At 62.1% G+C, this 18530-nt stretch carries 20 protein-coding genes; 7 read left to right on the top strand and 13 right to left on the bottom strand.

All coding sequences use genetic code 11. The features are described 5' to 3' along the window. Positions 1-567: 567 nt before the first annotated feature. Together BM403_RS04960 and BM403_RS04955 are read right to left on the bottom strand one after the other, a co-directional pair. Entirely contained in the window at positions 568-990 is a 423-nt protein-coding gene (locus BM403_RS04960; protein WP_093541858.1) for an MAPEG family protein, read from the bottom strand. Beyond that, complete coding sequence (locus BM403_RS04955) at positions 983-1288, bottom strand: DUF2834 domain-containing protein (protein WP_043205442.1); 306 nt, start codon at positions 1286-1288, stop codon at positions 983-985. Before BM403_RS04955 ends, BM403_RS04960 begins: the two co-directional genes overlap by 8 nt. Positions 1289-1370: 82 nt before the next feature. On the opposite strand from BM403_RS04955, the gene BM403_RS04950 reads away from it, so the two are divergent. Next, positions 1371-2159 (top strand): helix-turn-helix domain-containing protein, encoded by a 789-nt coding sequence (locus BM403_RS04950; RefSeq protein WP_012724607.1) that lies wholly within the window; start codon positions 1371-1373, stop codon positions 2157-2159. Positions 2160-2213: 54 nt separating this feature from the next. Beyond that, on the top strand, positions 2214-3923 hold the full coding sequence (locus BM403_RS04945) for an amidase (protein ID WP_012724608.1): 1710 nt from the start codon (positions 2214-2216) through the stop codon (positions 3921-3923). A gap of 185 nt (positions 3924-4108) precedes the next feature. Here the strand turns inward: BM403_RS04945 and BM403_RS04940 are convergent, their stop codons facing one another. The 4 genes from BM403_RS04940 to BM403_RS04925 all read right to left on the bottom strand — a co-directional run bounded on the left by BM403_RS04940 (position 4109) and on the right by BM403_RS04925 (position 6734). After that, positions 4109-4846, bottom strand: a complete 738-nt coding sequence (locus BM403_RS04940; protein ID WP_012724609.1) for a CPBP family intramembrane glutamic endopeptidase — start codon at positions 4844-4846, stop codon at positions 4109-4111. A 7-nt stretch (positions 4847-4853) separates the two neighbouring features. After that, positions 4854-5324, bottom strand: a complete 471-nt coding sequence (locus BM403_RS04935; protein WP_093541856.1) for a RidA family protein — start codon at positions 5322-5324, stop codon at positions 4854-4856. Further along, complete coding sequence (locus tag BM403_RS04930) at positions 5321-5539, bottom strand: DUF6434 domain-containing protein (RefSeq protein WP_093541945.1); 219 nt, start codon at positions 5537-5539, stop codon at positions 5321-5323. The genes BM403_RS04935 and BM403_RS04930 overlap by 4 nt, the downstream gene beginning before the upstream one ends. A gap of 97 nt (positions 5540-5636) precedes the next feature. Continuing rightward, positions 5637-6734, bottom strand: a complete 1098-nt coding sequence (locus BM403_RS04925) for an SMP-30/gluconolactonase/LRE family protein (protein WP_093541854.1) — start codon at positions 6732-6734, stop codon at positions 5637-5639. Positions 6735-6952: 218 nt separating this feature from the next. Here BM403_RS04925 and BM403_RS04920 point away from each other — a divergent pair, with 218 nt between their 5' ends. After that, a complete protein-coding gene (locus tag BM403_RS04920; RefSeq protein ID WP_012724613.1) occupies positions 6953-7381 on the top strand; it encodes a nuclear transport factor 2 family protein in 429 nt (142 codons plus the stop codon). 23 nt (positions 7382-7404) lie between these two features. On the opposite strand, the gene BM403_RS04915 is transcribed toward BM403_RS04920, so the two are convergent. Further along, positions 7405-8730 (bottom strand): aminotransferase-like domain-containing protein, encoded by a 1326-nt coding sequence (locus BM403_RS04915; protein ID WP_093541852.1) that lies wholly within the window; start codon positions 8728-8730, stop codon positions 7405-7407. Positions 8731-8822: 92 nt separating this feature from the next. On the opposite strand from BM403_RS04915, the gene BM403_RS04910 reads away from it, so the two are divergent. Then, positions 8823-9713: a DMT family transporter gene (locus BM403_RS04910; protein WP_093541850.1), complete on the top strand. Its 891-nt coding sequence runs from the start codon at positions 8823-8825 to the stop codon at positions 9711-9713. Here the strand turns inward: BM403_RS04910 and BM403_RS04905 are convergent. Further along, positions 9710-10276, bottom strand: a complete 567-nt coding sequence (locus BM403_RS04905) for a YceI family protein (protein ID WP_046034817.1) — start codon at positions 10274-10276, stop codon at positions 9710-9712. The two genes, BM403_RS04910 and BM403_RS04905, sit on opposite strands and share 4 nt — an antisense overlap. Before the next feature lie 122 nt (positions 10277-10398). Between BM403_RS04905 and BM403_RS04900 the strand changes: the two genes are divergently transcribed. After that, positions 10399-10893 carry a PaaI family thioesterase gene (locus tag BM403_RS04900; protein WP_093541847.1) on the top strand — a complete coding sequence of 165 codons (495 nt, stop codon included), beginning with the start codon at positions 10399-10401 and terminating at the stop codon, positions 10891-10893. 44 nt (positions 10894-10937) lie between these two features. After that, entirely contained in the window at positions 10938-11825 is an 888-nt protein-coding gene (gene yghX, locus BM403_RS04895) for a YghX family hydrolase (protein WP_046034815.1), read from the top strand. Positions 11826-11888: 63 nt separating this feature from the next. Here yghX and BM403_RS04890 read toward each other — a convergent pair whose 3' ends face one another. Both BM403_RS04890 and BM403_RS04885 read right to left on the bottom strand, forming a co-directional pair. Continuing rightward, positions 11889-13073, bottom strand: coding sequence for a DUF2252 domain-containing protein (locus BM403_RS04890; RefSeq protein WP_046034814.1), 1185 nt, complete (start codon positions 13071-13073; stop codon positions 11889-11891). Between the two features lie 75 nt (positions 13074-13148). Continuing rightward, positions 13149-14027, bottom strand: coding sequence for a LysR family transcriptional regulator (locus BM403_RS04885; RefSeq protein ID WP_093541845.1), 879 nt, complete (start codon positions 14025-14027; stop codon positions 13149-13151). Positions 14028-14158: 131 nt separating this feature from the next. Here BM403_RS04885 and ampC point away from each other — a divergent pair, with 131 nt between their 5' ends. Beyond that, entirely contained in the window at positions 14159-15301 is a 1143-nt protein-coding gene (gene ampC / locus BM403_RS04880) for a class C beta-lactamase (RefSeq protein WP_093541843.1), read from the top strand. Between the two features lie 133 nt (positions 15302-15434). Here ampC and dctM read toward each other — a convergent pair whose 3' ends face one another. The 3 genes from dctM to BM403_RS04865 all read right to left on the bottom strand — a co-directional run bounded on the left by dctM (position 15435) and on the right by BM403_RS04865 (position 18463). Next, positions 15435-16715, bottom strand: a complete 1281-nt coding sequence (dctM, locus tag BM403_RS04875; RefSeq protein WP_012724622.1) for a C4-dicarboxylate TRAP transporter large permease protein DctM — start codon at positions 16713-16715, stop codon at positions 15435-15437. After that, the gene (locus BM403_RS04870; RefSeq protein ID WP_046034810.1) at positions 16715-17347 is read right to left on the bottom strand and encodes a TRAP transporter small permease; all 633 of its coding nucleotides are present in this window, start codon (positions 17345-17347) and stop codon (positions 16715-16717) included. Before BM403_RS04870 ends, dctM begins: the two co-directional genes overlap by 1 nt. A 132-nt stretch (positions 17348-17479) precedes the next feature. Then, the gene (locus BM403_RS04865) at positions 17480-18463 is read right to left on the bottom strand and encodes a TRAP transporter substrate-binding protein (RefSeq protein WP_046034809.1); all 984 of its coding nucleotides are present in this window, start codon (positions 18461-18463) and stop codon (positions 17480-17482) included. Positions 18464-18530: the final 67 nt, after the last annotated feature.

Raw genomic sequence — 18530 nt, 5'->3', positions numbered from 1 at the left:
TGGGGCAAGAGCGTTTTGCTTACTTTTGCGCTCTTCAAAAGTGAGCCGCCGTAAGGGCGGAACCCATAGCAGCCGTTACCTAAATAACGGATATGTACCCGGTCTGATCCAACATCCTGGTCGTCTGCAAGGCCGCCGGCGGGAGCAAGCTCCCTCGCCACAGATCCAGCGCCATACCCAGAATTGTGTAGATACCGAGGCCCCGATGGCGCTGAATCAGTCACCAGATGAATCGACTGACACACCGCTATCGGGGGCAAGCCCCCTCCCACATTGGGATCGCAGCCTAACCGTTAGAGGGCGCTCGACTGTCAGGCCGCCACGGGAGCAAGCTCCCTCGCCACAGGTCCAGCGCCGTACCCAGAGTGGTGTAGATACCGAGGCCCCGATGGGTGACACACCGCTATCGGGAGCAAGCCCCCTCCCACATTTGGATCGCAGCCTAACTGTTAGATGGCGCTGGTCTGCCAGGCCAGCGCCCTCGCCACAGCGCCACACCCAGACGTGTATAGATGCCTATACCCATCGCACGCAAGCCAGCGCCCACATTGACCCCCAGTAAAACGCTCACAGCAACCCACAAATCACCAACCCACCCAGCCCGAACAGACACGCCATCCCAACCGCATACGCCAGGGTGCGCCAGGGTTGCCATCCACCCAGATACATCAGCGTGTGCGCCATGCGCGCCAAGGTAAAACCACCAAACAGCGCCGCAGTCGTCCCAGTGGGAGTCCCCAGCACCACACACAACCCGCCAAGCACAAAGAACAACGGAATATTCTCCAGATCATTCGCCCACGCCTTACTCGCCCTCACCACCTGCGGCAATTCCCCTGCATGCGCAGCACAGCTGAAGAACGCCGCATCCTCCTGATTGATAAACGCCCGCGCCCGTATCCGGAAAAAACCCTGATAACAGGAAATTGCAAACATCTTCAGGCACAGCACCAGCACGCACAGCGCATAGACCTGCAAACGCTCACTCATCGCGGCCGCCGTTCACCACCAGATAAAGCAACGGCCCTACCGACACAAACACCGCCGTCAGCAAAAAATACGGCACCACCGACGCCAGCGACCGCCCGCGCCGCCGCGCATCCCGGTACATCCACACGCACGCCAGCACCGCCATCAGGTACAGGTCGATCACCACTTGCGCGGTGTCCGGCCGCGACATCAGTTCGCGTCCAAAGGCCAGCAGCGACTGCTCAGCCGTGAGCATCGTCGCCAGGGTGTACAGCGAAAATCCCAGCAGGCCCGCCAGGGCGATATAGGGTCTTCTCATGGTCGCTTCCTTGGAGTGATGAAGGCCCACGTTAGTGATAAGGTTCGGCCCTCGCAATGACCTCGGAGGTCATGATCCCGCCATGGACACCCCTTCTACCGCCGGCGAGCAGCTGCGCCAACTGCGCAGGCGCGCCAAGCTGAGCCAGCTCGACCTGGCCTTGATCACCGGCGTTTCCCAGCGCCACCTCAGTTGCATCGAGACCGGGCGGGCCAAGCCGAGCCCTGGCACCTTGCATAATCTGCTCACGGCACTGGAGACCCCGCTGGAGCAGTGCAACGGTGTGTTCCTCGCCGCCGGCTATGCGCCGCGCTACAGCGCCACCCCGCTCGCCTCGCCCGCCATGGCCGCGATCCGCGAAGCGGTCAACCATGTGCTGCACGCCAACAATCCCGCCCCGGCTATCCTGTTGGACAGCCAGTGGCAAGTGCTGTCGGCGAATGCCAGTACCGGCGTGCTGTTTGGACTGCTGGGCATACCGCCCGATGCAGCCTTGGGCTTGAACCTGCTGACCACGCTGCTGCAATCGGGCGGTCTGGGCGATCACCTGGTCAATGCCGAGGAGATACGCACCCTGGCCTGGCAGCGTGCCACCCGTGAGGCGCTGGGCAATCCTGAATTGGCCACGTTGCTGACGACATTGCCGACACCGACCCACACCGAACTGCCCGCGCAGATGCCACCGCTGGTACTGACGCGCGTCCGCTCAGCCCAAGGTGAACTGAGCTTTCTGTCCACGTTCACTACCTTCGGCATGCCCCAGGACATCACCCTCACCTCCCTGCGGATCGAACACCTGATTCCCGCTGACGAGGCCACTTGGCAAGTGATGCGCCGCGCGTATGCAGAGTATGCGGCGCTGGTTTTGTGAAATATCTGTACGTAGACTGCCGCCATACCCCCACTTGAAGGCGGCGAAAAAAAAGTGATGCACGTTACCGAAGTCTCCATTGCCCAATTGCGCGCCGCGCTTGAATCCGGCCAGACCACGGCGGTTGAACTGGTCCAGGCCTACCTCGCACGGATCGATGCCTATGACGGTCCGCAGACCGCCACCGCCTTGAACGCCGTGGTGGTGCGCAACCCCGATGCGCTGAAAGAAGCCGAGGCGTCCGATGCCCGCCGGGCCAAAGGCGAAACCTGGGGGCCATTGGATGGCATTCCTTACACGGCCAAAGACAGCTACCTGGTCAAGGGCCTGACCGCGGCATCCGGTAGCCCGGCGTTTGCCACCCTGGTCGCCCAGCGTGATGCGTTCACCATCGAACGCCTGCGCGCCGGTGGCGCCATCTGCCTGGGCAAGACCAATATGCCGCCGATGGCCAATGGCGGGATGCAGCGTGGCGTGTATGGCCGGGCGGAAAGCCCGTATAACGCCGACTACCTGACCGCACCGTTTGCCTCCGGCTCATCCAACGGCGCCGGCACCGCGACGGCGGCGAGCTTTGCAGCCTTTGGCCTGGCAGAAGAAACCTGGTCGAGCGGACGCGGCCCGGCCTCCAACAATGGCCTGTGCGCCTACACGCCCTCCCGTGGCGTGATTTCGGTGCGCGGCAACTGGCCGCTCACACCGACCATGGACGTGGTGGTGCCCTATGCCCGCACCATGGCCGACCTGCTGGAAATCCTCGATGTGGTGGTGGCCGAAGACCCGGACACCCGTGGCGACCTCTGGCGCCTGCAGCCGTGGGTGCCGATTCCGAGTGTGGCTTCGGTGCGCCCTGCGTCCTACGCTGAACTCGCGGTGCCCGCTGAATCCCTCGCCGGCAAGCGCTTTGGCGTGCCGCGCATGTACATCAATGCCGACCCGGACGCCGGCACCAGCGAAAAACCTGGGATCGGTGGCCCTACCGGGCAGAAGATCAACACCCGCGCCAGCGTGATCGACCTGTGGCAAGACGCACGCCAGGCGCTGGAAGCCGCCGGCGCCGAAGTCATCGAGGTGGACTTCCCGCTGGTGTCCAACTGCGAAGGCGACCGCCCTGGCGCGCCTACCGTGTTTAACCGTGGGCTGGTGTCCAAGGAATTTCTCCACGATGAACTGTGGGAACTGTCCGCCTGGGCCTTCGATGATTTCCTACGCGCCAACAACGACCCCGCGCTCAACCGCCTGGCGGATGTGGACGGGCCGAAGATCTTCCCCCACGACCCGGGCACCCTGCCCAACCGTGAGGACGACCTGGCCGCCGGCATGGACGAATACGTGCGCATGGCCGAACGCGGCATCACCCCGTGGAACGAGATCAGCACCTTGCCCGACGGCCTGCGTGGCCTGGAGCAAACCCGGCGGATCGACCTGGAAGACTGGATGGACACGCTCGGCCTCGACGCGGTGCTGTTCCCCACCGTCGCCGACGTAGGCCCGGCGGATGCCGATGTGAACGAAGCCTCCGCCGATATCGCCTGGAGCAACGGCATCTGGGTGGCCAACGGCAACCTCGCCATCCGCCACCTGGGCGTACCGACCGTCACCGTACCGATGGGCGTGATGGCCGATATCGGCATGCCGGTGGGGCTGACGTTTGCCGGGCGGGCCTATGACGATTCGGCGTTGCTGCGGTTTGCCTCGGCGTATGAAGCTACCGGCAGCAAACGCCAGATTCCGCCGCGTACGCCGCCGTTAGCAGCTGGCTAAACACGGTCAACCCTATGCAAGAGGGCTTACCGTGGAAGCAAGCTTGCTGTGGTGAGCGGGCTTGCCCCGCGCTGGGCTGCGCAGCAGCCCCATTGGGCTTACGGTGATACTGACGGGGGACAAGTCAAATCGTCGCACCTCTCCCCACCACAGCAAGCCCCACACATTTGCGTCGGTATTTCACATCAAGTGATGAAGGGCACGGCGATCAGCAGGATCGCCGTGCCATGGGCCAGCGTCGCCGCCAGCACACCGTAACGCAGGCGCACCAGCGCGCAAGCCAACCCTTCGATCAGGGTAAACAACAACACCGGCCAGCCCAGCTGAGTAACGCTCAGTGCCAGGAATGTATGGCAAGCCGCAAAGGCCACACCGCTGATCAGTGCCGCGCGCAATGGCGCCACCTGCTGTTCCAGATACCCCTGCAAATACCCGCGAAACAGCACCTCTTCCAACGCATTGGCACCATAGGCCAACACCACCATACCCGGCAGCCATGCCCAGTAGCCCGGGATCGCTGACGCTTCAATTGCCTGGTAGAAGCGCAGCGGCACACCGATCAAGCATCCGACGGCAAGGCCGACCGCAAGGCCGCCGATTCGATGCCCCCTTGACCAGCAGATCAGCGCCGACAGGTCTGGCGCCACTCGCATCAGCACGGCAATCAGTAGCAACGACAAGCCGCCCAACGCCGCCAACACAAACGCATTGGCCGTGAACGCCAACTGCACTTCGCTGCCCAGCGACCATAGGCCCAACGGGGTCATTACATCGCGCATCAGCACGAACGCCGCCAGCAGAATCAGGATACGCAGGGCCGTCAGCGACCTGGGCGTGAGTGCAAACCACAGGCCGAACAACAGCAGGCCCGGCGCCAGATACGTGGCGTAATTGATCAGTACTGCCATTCCTTGGGTAATCATGGGTCGCTCAGCCGTGCGCCACCGCGATCATATCGATCTCCACCGCCGCCGACTTCGGCAACTGCATCACCCCCACCGAGGTACGCGTATGCACCCCGGCTTCACCGAGGATCTCGTGCAGCAGGTCCGACGCACCGTTGGCCACCTCACTTTGCTGATCAAAGTCCTCGGCACTGCGCACGTACACGGTGATGCGCGGGATCGCCTTGATCGCGTCCAGCGAACCCAGCGCCTGCTTCAGCAACCCCAGGCAGCGCAACGCACTGATGCCGGCGGCGATTTGTGCCTGGGCCAGGGTCAGGTTTTCACCGACCTTGCCCGGCAGCACGATGGTATCGCCGACCCGCGGGATCTGGCCGCTGATGTACAGGTGGTTGCCGTCCCGGACCAGGGGCGTGTAGTTACCACCGACCTTGAATTCGTCCATCAGGTAGCCAAGGCGTTGTTGCGCGGCCTGGTATTTTTCGTCGCTGGTCATGGGCGTGAATCCTCGTGTCGGCGCCGCCACTTATCCACCACGTCACCGAGGGTCTTGGGCTCAGCGTTGCGAATCCAGGCCATGAAGGGCCGGTCGAACGTGAATGCCGGACCACAGTGCTCAAGCATGAAGCGGCGTACGTTCTGCGTGTTTTTGTAGTGAGGGGTAACGGGCGTGTTGCGGGTGATGGGGTCGCTGTGCCAATTGAAGTCCATTTGCTTGACGCTCTGACGCCTCAGGAGCCCCCAGCATAGCGCCAAAATGCCAAGATGGGCGCCGCTCGACCGACGCTCACCCTGGTTTTTTTTGCGGTCAGCCGCCGAAATCGGCGCCACGCGTGTTGACGAACACTGCATAGATCGAATGGCTGCCGGCCATGAACAGGCGGTTACCCTCACGGCCGCCAAAACACAGGTTGGGGCAGCGTTCCGGCAGCGAGATATGCCCGATAGCCTTGCCCTGCGGATTGAACACGCGCACGCCATCGAGTTTTTCCAAGTCGGCCTTGGGGTCGCCGTTGCCGCCCCAGCCACACCAGAGGTTGCCGCTCTCGTCGCACTTGATGCCGTCCAAGGCCGCGTACTCCAGGCCTTCGATATGCTTGCGACGGGCGCCCAGCGTACCGTCGTCATTCACGTCGATGGCCCAGATCAACCGGTTGGGCTTGGCCCGGCCTTCGACCACGTAGAGCAGTTTCTCATCCGGGGAAAAGCACAGGCCGTTAGGGCCGTTGAGGTCGTCGATCACCCGCGTGACCTTGCCGCTGTCACCGTCGATGCGGTAGACGCCATGGGGCTGGGTGGGCGTGATCTTGTGCCCTTCGTAGTTGTTGCCGGTCTGGAACGGCGGGTCCGTGAACCACACCAAGCCATCCCGTTTGCACACGATGTCGTTGGGCGAATTGAAGGGCTTGCCGTCAAAGCTGTCCGCCAGCACGGTGAGGCTGCCGTTGTGCTCGGTGCGGGTGATGCGCCGGCCCTCCTGGCTGGTGGTCGAGCCTTCGCACACCAGCAGCCGGCCTTGGCGATCACGGCACATGCCGTTGGAGAAATTGGCGTTTTCGCGGTAGACCGACAGGCTATCGGTCACCTCGTCCCAGCGCACGATGCGGTTGTTGGGGATATCGCTGAGCAGCAGGTAGCGGCCATCGCCGATCCACACCGGCCCCTCGGCCCAACGCAAGCCGGTCGCCAGTCGCTCGACACTGGCATTGAACAGGCGTAATTCCAGGAAACTGTCATCAAGCACTTTCACCAAGGGGTCTGGGTATCGCTGGCTCAATGGCTCAGCGGCATCTGCCAGGCGCGGCAAGTTGCCCAGCACTGCCACGGAGGCGGAAACCGCCAGGGAACGTTGCAGGAAAACGCGGCGACTGTGGTCGGTCCGGGCAGGCGAAGAGGAAGAATCCATGGTGTGTCTCCGTTATTTTATTGTTAGACGGGACGCCATTTTTAACCAGTGATGAGACATCGTACAAGAACAATGAAATCTCGAGCCCGAGCAAACCCTCAGCACCGTGTAAATATCCGAAATTTTACTTTCCAAACGGCACAAGAGTATTGCAATGTTGTACGACGACATAAGCGGTAACGTGTTGTCCCACCCCCAACAACAATAAGGAAACACCCATGCAAAAAGTCAAAGTGCTGATCGGTTTTCTGTGCCTGTTCAGCGGCTACGTGGCCGCAGCCCCCGCCGCCGATAAAGACGTCGCCCAAGCGGTCGACCACCTGACCCAAGCGATGCTGCATAAAGACCTCAAGCAGCTCCAGAGCCTGACCGCCGAGAACCTTACCTACGGCCACTCCAGCGGCAAGATCCAGAACAAGCAGGAATTCATCGCCGATATCGAGACCGGTCGCAGCGGCTTCAAGACCCTCGAAATGCAGAAACAGACCATCACCTTGAGTGGCGATACCGCCTTGGTCCGCAACCACTTCTCCGCCCTGGCAGTGAACAGCGGCAAAGAAGTGCCCACCGAAATCGAGAACTTCCAGATCTGGCAAAAGCAGAAAGGCCACTGGCTGCTGATCGGTCGCCAGGCGTTTAAATTCTAAGGGCTAGCGGTGAGCCGCCTGGCTCACCACTGCACGACCTTGCGCACCGTCAGCAACGCTTCGCGCAACGCCGCCATGTCCACCGACCCCAAGGCCAGCCGTAGTGCGTGGGGCACATGGGCCGAGACGGAAAACGGCTCGGCGGTTGACACGGAAATGCCCTCGCGCTGCAAGGCCATGGCAACCTGATCGGCGCGGGCCTCTTCCGCCAAGGGCAGCCACAAGAAATACGAACAGGGATGACGGGTGTACGCCAGGCCCTTCAACACCTGGGCTGCCAGGGCCTGGCGCGCCTGGGCATCACGGCGCTTTTGCGCTTCCAACTGCGCCACTGTGCCGTCCTCGATCCAGGCCACCGCCATAGCACTCATCACGCCGGGCACGTTCCAGGTGGTGGCCATGATGCTGCGTTCCAGGCCCTTGACCCATTCAAGCGGCGCCACCACAAACCCCACCCGCAGGCCGGTCGCGACGCTTTTCGAAAGCCCGCCCACATACACCGTGCGCTCCGGCGCCAGGGTGGCCAGGGGCGGCGGCGCGTCCTCGACCAGAAACGCATAGGCCGCGTCCTCGATGATCATCAGGTTGTGCTGCCGGGCGATCGCCACCAGCGCCTGGCGCTGGTCCAGGCTCAGCACCCAGCCCAGCGGATTGTGCAGCGTCGGCATGCTGTACACGGCACGCACCGAGCGCTTGCGACACAGCTTGTGCAGCGCGTCCAAGTCCGGGCCGGCCGCCGTGACCGGGATCGCGACAACGTCCAAGTGCAGGGTCTCGGCCAACACTTTGAACCCTGAATAGGTCAACGCATCCACCGCGATCACATCCCCGGGCTTGAGCAACGCCATCATCGTCACCGCCAAGCCGTGCTGGGCGCCGCTGACCAGCAGCACTTGGTCGGCCTCCACGCTGAGCCCCCTGCTGAGCACATGCCGCGCAAACGCAGCACGCTCGTGCAGGCGACCGGCGTGAGGCTGGTAACGCAACAACGCTTCGAGGTCGCCGGATAACGCCAATTGGCGTAACGCCGTGCGCAGCAGGTCCGCCTGGCCAGGCAGCGACGGGTAGTTGAAGTTGAGATCCAGCATCCCCGCCGCCACCGTCATCTGCCCACTGCCCTGCCCCGGCGGCAACGCGATCTCGCGCACGAACGTGCCACGCCCGGTTTCCCCACTGACCAGGCCCATGGCTTCCAGCTCGGCGTACACCCGGCTGGCGGTGACCAGGGCCAGGCCATGATCGGCGGCCAGTTGCCGGTGCGTCGGCAGCCGTGTGCCGGGCGGCATTATCCCGCTGCGAATATCGGCGGCGAAGCGGTCGACCAGGGACTTGTAGCGGGCGCGAGGCATAGACACTGTATCCATGACAATTTTTTGATTGTCTTAATGCTGCCCCCTAGGATGGCCTGATCGCAACCTCTCCTTTCTTCAGGGCACCCTTCATGGAACGTACATCCCCCTTCAACACCCTGGACAGCCGCACGCAAGGCTGGATCAACGGCTTTATCGGCGTGGTGATTTTCAGCGGTTCCCTGCCCGCCACACGCCTGGCCGTGATGGAGTTTGACCCGGTGTTCCTGACCATGCTCCGCGCGGCCATCGCCGCCGCCCTGGGGCTGTTCCTGCTGGGGCTGTTCAAGGAAAAACGCCCCGCACGTCATCAGTGGCTGCCCCTGGCGATCGTCTCTCTGGGGGTAGTGATCGGCTTTCCCTTGCTCACGGCGCTCGCGCTGCAATACGTGACGTCCGCCCACTCCATCGTGTTTATCGGCCTGCTGCCCCTGGCGACCGCTGTATTTGCCGTGCTGCGCGGTGGCGAGCGCCCGCGCCCGGTGTTCTGGGTGTTTTCGATCCTGGGCAGTGGGCTGGTGATGGGGTATGCCGTCGCCCAGGGGCTGAGCGCCGCACCGGCCGGCGATCTGCTGATGCTGCTGGCGGTGCTGGTCTGCGGCCTGGGTTACGCCGAAGGCGCCAAGCTGTCGCGCAGCCTGGGCGGCTGGCAGGTGATCTGCTGGGCATTGGTGGTGTCGATGCCGGTGGTGGTGCCCTTGAGCCTGGTACTGGCGCCGCCGAGTTTCCGCGGCATCAGCCTGCCCGCCTGGCTGAGCCTGGGCTATGTGGCGTTGTTCAGCATGTTGCTCGGCTTTGTGTTCTGGTACCGAGGCCTAGCCCAGGGTGGCATCGCCGCCGTGGGCCAGTTGCAATTGCTGCAACCGTTTTTCGGCTTGGCGCTGGCGGCGGGCCTGCTGCATGAGCCGGTCAGCCTGGGCATGGTACTGGTGACGGTCGCGGTGATCGGCTGCGTGGCGGGTGCAAAGCGGTTCGCGCGTTAACGCTGCGGCGCGACCATCTTGAACTTGATGTTGATGTCATTGGACACCACGCGATTGCCGGCCCATTCGCCCTCGCCAATCTTGAAGTCGCCGCGCTTGAGGATGAACTCACCGTCGAACACGCCGATACCGCCTTGCTCCTTGAGCACCACGTCGACCGTCACCGGGTGCGTGATGCCCTTGAGGGTCAGGTTGCCGCTGATGGTGTAGCGGTTGTCCCCCAGGGCCGTAACACCCGTGGACTCGTACACGCCCACCGGATACGTCGCGGTGTCGAACCAGGACGCACGTTGCAGCTCATCGTTCGCGTCGGGGCTGCCGGCGTCGATGCTCGCGAGTTGGATCTTGAGCAACGCATGCCCGGCTTCAGGTTTTTGCGTGTCGAAGGTCAAGCTGCCCTCGAACTCGCTGAAGGTGCCATACACCCGCTGCCCCAATTGTTTATAAGTGAAACTGATCTGGCTGGCGGTGCGGTTGACGTCCTTGTACTCCACCGCCTGGGCGCTGGCGCCATAGGCAAGGATCAAAGCCAGTAAAGCGACCGGGGACATTCGACGTTTCATGCAACGCTCCGCTGGAAGTAACGACACAGGTACTGAGCTGGTAGGTCATACCAGGGATTTATTCCAATCAGGCGTCTGTCCTGCTAAACAGAGTAGTCGCCCAAGCACAACAAGGATTCTGCATGCACGCCCCTTCACTCCAGGACACCACCGCGCGGGAAGGCATCTGCTACGGCTGCGGCGGCAGCAACCCCCACGGCCTGCACATCAAGAGCCGCTGGGACGCGGATGGCACCCACCTCGTGGCCGAGCACCTGCCCGAGGCAAAATACAGCGGCTGGCCCGACCTGGTCTACGGCGGATTGATTGCCATGCTGGTGGACTGCCATTCCAACTGGACCGCCATGGCCTACCATTACCGCGCCGAGCAACGCGAACCCGGCAGCCTGCCGCGCATCGACTGCGTCACCGGCAAGCTGGGCATCACATTCATCAAGCCGACGCCCCTGGGCGTCACCCTCACCCTGCGCGCGCGGGCTGAAGGCGATGTGGGCCGCAAAACCCGCGTGATCTGCGAGGTGTACGCCGATAACGTGCTGACCGCAGTGGGCGATTCGATCTTCGTACGCGTCGACACCGGCCAACTGGCCGCCGCCGCCCATGGCCGTGAGGGCTGATCCTGGTCTACATTGACTGCCACCGCTAATCGAGGATTGCACCGATGACTCGTCTCACCGCGAAAGACTTTGCGCCCGAACTGCTGGAACTCTACGACGGCTATGCCCACGGCAAGATCAACCGCCGCGAATTTCTCGACCGCGCCGCGCTGTTCACCTTTGGCGGCCTCACCGCCTCGGCCTTACTCGCGGCCCTGAGCCCCAACTACGCCCTGGCCGAACAGGTGAAATTCACCGACCCGGACATCGTCGCCGACTACATCACCTACCCCTCACCCAAAGGCAACGGCAACGTACGCGGCTACCTGGTGCGCCCGGCCAAAGCGGCGGGCAAGCTGCCGGCAGTGGTGGTGGTCCACGAAAACCGGGGCCTCAACCCCTATATCGAAGACGTCGCCCGACGCTTGGCCAAGGCCGGTTTTATCGCCCTGGCGCCCGACGGCCTGACCTCGGTCGGCGGCTACCCCGGCAACGATGAAAAAGGCGTGGAACTCCAACAGAAAGTCGACCCGACCAAGCTCATGAACGACTTCTTCGCCGCCATTGAATGGCTGATGCACCACGACAGCAGCACCGGCAAGGTCGGGATCACCGGCTTCTGCTATGGCGGCGGCGTGACCAATGCCGCCGCGGTGGCCTACCCCGAACTGGGTGCGGCGGTGTCGTTTTATGGACGCCAGCCGGAGGCCAAGGATGTGCCACGGATCAAGGCGCCGATCATGCTGCACTACGGTGAGTTGGACACGCGGATCAATGAAGGCTGGCCGGCGTACGAGCAGGCGTTGAAGGCGGCAGGCACCCGCTATGAGGCATATATCTACAAGGGTGCCAACCACGGTTTCCATAATGACTCAACGCCGCGTTATGACGAGGCGGCGGCAAATCTGGCGTGGAAAAGAACGCTCGACTGGTTCCATAAATATTTGGCCTAGACGCCCCTTAACTGTGGGAGCTGGCTTGCCTGCTCCCCCATTAGATCCACTGCGTTCTCGAGGTCAGTGTTCCAAGGCATACCGGCGGCAATGGTTGAGGTAACCCTGCTCATGGCTACCCACCAGTTGCACCACGCTGGTCCAGAGCCAGGACGGCGCGTCCAACTGCTTGGAGCGGTTCTCCTGCAACACCGCCATCCAGTCCTTGCGTGTGTCGCGATCCATCTGCCGCGCATGGGCGATACCGACCACCCGCGCGAGGTAGCCGGCGGCGTGCATGGCATCGATCTCGCTCAGTTCGTCCAGCTCCAGCTTCATGTCCTGGGGCAGCAGTTCACGGATAAAAAACCCGTGATCCAGAAAACGCGTGGCCACCATCCGCTCACCCAGGCCCGGTGACAGCTGGCGTGCACCCTCCACCACGCGACGACCGTTATCCCTCGGCATCTTCGCCCGCGCCGCACGGGGTGCAGCAGCCCCGACGGCTTCCTTGATATCAATCAGGCAATACTCTTGATCATCGTTGTCGCCCACGCCGAGCAAGGCGGCATACCGCAGCAAGCCGAGCGAACTGCAGCCCTTGACCCAATAGGCCGAGTCCAGCAGTTCGACCCTGGCATCCTTGGGCCGCCCCTTGAGGGAGGTGACCAATTGATGGATTTCATCCGAGGCACACAGGGTTTGCAATGCGGTTTTCTCGGCCCGTGATAACGACCAGAAATGCTTGCCCAAGGGGATGGTCGGCCGGGCGCTTTCGATGCGCTCACGCGCGAGGTTTTTCCAAGTGCGCGCCACCGCGCTGCGCATGCCCGCCTTGACCTGGGACGGACGTGGCGGGACCTGGTCGGGTTTGTCTTTGAACGCCTGTTCGTAGCCCAGCATCATTTCTTCGAGCATACGTGCGGTGGTGACGCCGGGCAGGTCCGAGCCGCGTGCAGCGGTCGCCAGGGACAAGGCCAGGCGCACCAGATCGTGGGTCGGATTACCGATCACCGTCTGGTCAAGGTCGCGGATATGCATATCGATGCGGCCGTTGGTGTCCCCGGTAGGCCCCAGGTTACCGGCGTGGCAGTCGCCGCAGATCCAGATGGCCGGGCCGTGGGGCAAGCGGCGGCCAGTCTGGCTGTGCAGCCACTCATAAAATTGCACCGTGCTGCCGCGTACGTAAGCGTGGGCGGAGCGCGCCATCTTCAAGTTTCGCAATTGGGTCAGGCGAGGCATGCGGGCGGAGGGGCGCGGTATTTTCATGGAATCACTCAGTGCAGGTGTTGCGGTAGAGCGCTGGCCCTCGGAAAATGTTTCATTATGTTTCAAAAAAAGCGTTCAGCCCGGCTGCGCCATGTCCCGCAACCAGCCCTTGAACGCCAGCATCGCCGAGGTCTCCGCACGCGACTGCAAGCGCGTCAGCCAATAGCTGCCGGTGGTGATATCGACGTCGAACGGCTGGCGAATGACATCGCTCTCCAGTTGCCGCGCAAACATCATCGCCGGTGCCAACGCCACCCCCATGCCTTGCAAGGCTGCCTCCATCATTGCCAATGACGAGTCGAACACGATGCTGCGCGGGGCCAGGGTGTCGGCGGGCAACCCGGCCGCCTGGAACCACAGGCTCCACTCATCGGTGCGGTAGGAGCGCAGCAACGTGTGTTTGAGCAGGTCAGCGGGTGCGTGCAGTTGCTCGGCCAGTTGCGGTACGCAGAGCACCGTCAAGGGTGCAGCCAACAGTTCGCAGGCATCCGTGCCATGCCAGGCACCGGCGCCAAAACGGATGGCGTAATCCAGGCCCTCGGCGGCCACATCGACGCGGTTGTTGTGGGTGGAAAGGCGCAGGTCGATAAACGGATAGCCGCGTTGAAAATCCGCCAGGCGTGGCAGCAACCACCCTACCGCAAACGTGCCGACGGCCCCCACGGTGAGGACCTCGCGGTAGTGCCCGCCTTCAAACTGGCCCAGCGTGTGGGCGATGCGGTCAAAGGATTCACGCACCACCGGCAGCAGGGTTTCACCTTCGCGTGTCAGCATCAGACCCCGTGGCAGGCGCTTGAATAATGTGACATTAAGTTGCGCCTCCAGGCTTTTTACCTGATGGCTGACCGCCGCCTGGGTGACGCACAATTCAATGGCCGCACGGGTAAAGCTCAAGTGACGGGCGGACGCCTCGAATGCGCGCAGGGCATTGAGGGGCAAATGGGAACGCAGCATGCTTTACCCTAGATTTTCTAATGGCAGATGCAAGATATCATCGTTTGTCGAAGGGACGGAACCTCACTAGATTTGCGACGCCTGCGCAGGCTCTGATCGTCAGCGCATCATTTACATGGAAGCGAGTAATCATGAACTTCAGCGTACGAAATTTCCTGTTTTCGGCCTTATTTTTCGTCTCCGGCACCAGCATGGCGGCGACCGATTTGCGCAAGGTCGTGGACAGTCATGTTGAGCCCCTGATGCAGCAACAAGGCATTGCCGGCCTGTCGGTGGCCGTCGTCAACAAAGGCAAGGTGCAATACTTTAACTACGGCGTCGCCAATAAAGACAAACAGCAGCCCGTGACTCAAGACACACTGTTCGAGATCGGCTCGGTGAGCAAAACCTTCACCGCCACCCTGGGCGGCTATGCCGAGGCCAGCGGCAAGCTCCAGCTCTCGGACAAGGCCAGCCAGCACCTTGCAGCCCTCAAGGGCAGTGCCTTCGACCGCATCAGCCTGCTGCAACTCGCCACCTACACCCCCGGCGGCCTGCCGCTGCAGTTTCCGGACGCCGCCGACAACGCCGACGCCATGATCGGCTATTTCCAGCACTGGAAACCCGCCTACGCGCCCGGTGCGCAGCGTCTCTACTCCAACCCGAGCATTGGCCTGTTCGGCTACCTGAGCGCCCAAAGCCTGGGCCAGCCGTTCAACACGGCGATGGAGAAAACCCTGCTGCCCAAGTTGGGCCTGAAGAACACCTATGTCAGCGTGCCTGCTGATAAAGCCGACGCCTACGCCCAGGGCTACGACAAGCAGGACAAACCTGTACGCGTCGGCCCCGGCGCGTTGGACGGCGAAGCCTATGGCATCAAGACCAGCACCCAGGACCTGGCGCATTACGTCATGGTGAACATGCACCCGCAAACCCTGGAGAAACCGCTGCAACAGGCCATCGCCACCACGCACACCGGTTACTACACGGTCAACGGTATGACCCAAGGCCTGGGCTGGGAGTCCTACCCCTACCCGATCACCCTGCAAGCGCTGATGGATGGCACCTCCACACCGATGGCGATGGAGCCGCACAACGTGAAGTGGCTGAACCCGGCTCAGGCGCAACCGGCGAACGTGCTGTACAACAAAACCGGCTCAACCGGTGGTTTTGGTGCCTACGTGGCGTATGTGCCGAGCAGGGACATCGGCGTGGTGATATTGGCCAACAAGAATTACCCGAATGCCGAGCGCGTGAAGGTGGCCCATGCGATCTTGAGTGCACTGGACCATTAAAAAGACTGCACATACCCCCCGTGGGAGCGGGCTTGCCCGCGATGAGGGTGTGCCAGCCAGCACAGTTGGCAACTGACACACCGCCATCGCGGGCAAGCCCGGCTCCCACAAGGTATTGCGGTATTGGCGGGATTTACATACCCAACCAGTGCGGCAACGCCAACGAGATAAACGGCAAGTAGGTGACCATGATCAGGAACACCAACAGGATCATCAGCCACGGCAACGCCGCACGGATCGTCTGCCCCAGCGTCAGCCCCGTCACCGCCGACGTCACAAACAGGTTCAACCCCACCGGCGGGTGCACCAGGCCGATCTCCATATTCACCACCATCACGATACCCAGGTGAATCGGGTCAATGCCCAGCTTCATGGCAATCGGGAAGAAGATCGGCGCCAGGATCAGCACGATGGCCGAAGGCTCCATGAAGCTGCCGGCGATCAACAACACCACATTGACCATGATCAAAAAGCCAATCGGCGTCAGGCCTTCGGAGAGCACCCAAGCGGTGATTTCCTGCGGGATCTGCTCGGTGGTCAGCACATGGGCAAACAGCATGGCGTTGGCGATGATGAACATCAGCATGATCGCCAGGCGCCCGGATTCCAGCAGCACCTTGGGGCAGTCGCGCAGCTTCATGTCCTTGTAGACGAACAGCGCGACGAACGCTGAATAAACCGCCGCCACCGCCGCCGCTTCGGTCGGGGTGAACATGCCGCTGTAGATGCCGCCGAGGATGATCACCAGCAGCAACAGGCCCCAGAAAGCACGCCGTGCGCAGGTCAGCCACTCGCGGAAGGTCGCTCGCGGCTGCGCCGGCAGCTTCTTGATGCGCGCGACGATGTAGATCGCGATCATCAGCATCAGGCCCAGCAGCAGCCCCGGAATGACGCCCGCCATAAACAGCTTGCCCACCGAGGTTTCAGTCGCCGCCGAATACACCACCATCACGATCGACGGCGGGATCAGGATGCCCAAGGTCCCCGCATTACAGATAATCCCCGCACCGAATTCCTTCGGGTAACCGGAACGCACCATCCCCGCCACGGCAATCGAACCCACCGCCGCCACCGTCGCCGGTGACGAACCCGACAGCGCCGCAAACAGCATGCACGCCAACACCGCCGCAATCGCCAGGCCGCCACGGATATGGCCGACGCAGGCGTTGGCAAAGTCGATCAAGCGCTGCGCCACGCCGCCAGTCGTCATGAACGCACCCGACAACAGGAAGAACGGAATCGCCAGGAAGGTATAGGCGTCGGAGGTTTCGAACAGCTTGATCGCCAGGGAACTGACCGAGTCCTGGCTGAACATCAGGATAGACACCGCGCCGGACAAGCCCAGGGAAATCGCGATGGGTACACCCAGGAACATGAATACGAATAACAGCAGGAATAAACAGAGCACGGCCATCAGTGACGCTCCTCATGGCTGCCGGCCAATTTGCTGGCCTCACCGGCCTCGTCGGCCAGCCCCAACCCGACCTGGCGGTGGGTAAAGATGCGGTAGAAAATTTCCAGGTAGCGGATGAACACCATGGCGAAACCAATGGGCACGATCACCACGATGTCACCGACATCGATGCCGTACTGGTCGAGGTCTTCGGCGCCGATATGCGCGCCCATGACCGCACTCACCCACTTGTAGCTGGCGACCATGAACAACCCGGCGTAGGCCAGGCAGCACAGGCAGGCGAGCATGCCCAACACGCGCTGCACCGGGCGCTTGGTCAGCTTGACCAGTGCGTCCACGCCGAGGTGGCCGGCGGTGCGTACGCCGTAGGAAATGCCAAAGAAAATCAGCCAGCCGAACATGGCCTTGGTCAGCGCTACGCTCCAGGTCATGTCCTGGGCCCAGGTCATGGTGTGGTCACCCAGCGCGCCGAAGAACTGGCTGCTCCAGGCCCATTTGTCGGACAGGGCAAAAAACAGCGTGTAGATGTTGTTGAGCATGACGTAGACGAATGTCACCAGGGTCATGGCGGCCAGCAGGAAAGCGATAAAGCCTTCCTCCAGGTGCTCCCAGACGCGCCTTAGCGTTTGCATGGCAAAACCTCGCGAAAGCAAATGAGATATCGATATGTGGGAGGGGGCTTGCCCCCGATAGCGGTGGGTCAGAGACAGATGGGCAAGCTGACACACCGCAATCGGGGGCAAGCCCCCTCCCACATTGGGGGGTTACCGATTGGACGCGTCTGCCGCCTTGATCAGGTCAGCCCCAATTTCCCCTTCGAACTTCTGCCACACCGGGCGCATGGCTTCGCGCCAGAGCTGGCGTTGCTCGGGGGTCAGTTCGATGATTTCGCTGGTCTTGGCGTCGATGATCTTCTGCTTGGCCGACTGGTTCAGCGCCTCAGCCTGTTTGTTCACCTCGACCGTGACCTCGACCATGATCTGCTCCAGGGTGCTACGGATATCCGGCGGCAGGCCGGTCCAGAACTTGGCGTTGGTGATCACCATGTAGTCGATCAGGCCATGGTTGGACTCGGTGAAATACTTCTGCACCTCGTTGACCTTCTGGCTTTCATAGTTCGACCAGGTGTTTTCGGTGCCGTTGACGGTGCCGGTCTGCAGACCTTGGTACACCTCGGCAAAGCTCATCTTGCGTGGGTTGGCGCGGATCGCCTTGAACTGTTCTTCCAAGACGCTCGAGGCCTGCACGCGGAACTTCAGGCCACGGGCATCCTTGGGTTCATGCAGTGCTTTGTTGGCAGAAAGCTGCTTGAGGCCGTTGTGCCAATAGGCCAGGCCGAGGATGTTCTTGTCCTGCATGGACGTCAGCAGCTCCTTGCCCTGGGCGGCCTGGAAACGGTCGACAGCGGCAAGGTCGTTGAACAGGAACGGCAGGTCGTAGATCTGCACTTGCTTGGTGTATTGCTCGAACTTGGCCAGGGACGGGGCCAGCATCTGCACGTCGCCCAGCAGCAGCGCTTCCATTTCCTTGCCATCGCCGAACAGCGACGAGTTCGGGTACACCTCGACCTTGACTCTGCCCGGCAAGCGTTCTTCGGCAAGCTTTTTGAACAACAACGCGCCCTGGCCTTTGGGGGTGTTTTCGGCAACCACGTGGGCGAACTTGATGACAATCGGGTCCGCCGCCTGGGCCAGGCCCGCGGCAAACAAAGTGGCGGCGCACAGCAGCGCCCGGGAGAGCTTGAGCATGGAAAATCACCTTCTTATTGTTGTGTTGTCAGGCAAGGTGCCTGATGTCAGGCGTGTAGTGAATTTC

It is taken from the genome of Pseudomonas sp. OV546 (genome assembly GCF_900116845.1).
GTDB classification, from domain to species: Bacteria; Pseudomonadota; Gammaproteobacteria; order Pseudomonadales; family Pseudomonadaceae; genus Aquipseudomonas; species Aquipseudomonas petroselini.
The sequence above is the reverse complement of the archived record's forward strand: the minus strand, read 5'-3'. Positions and strand labels throughout refer to the sequence as shown.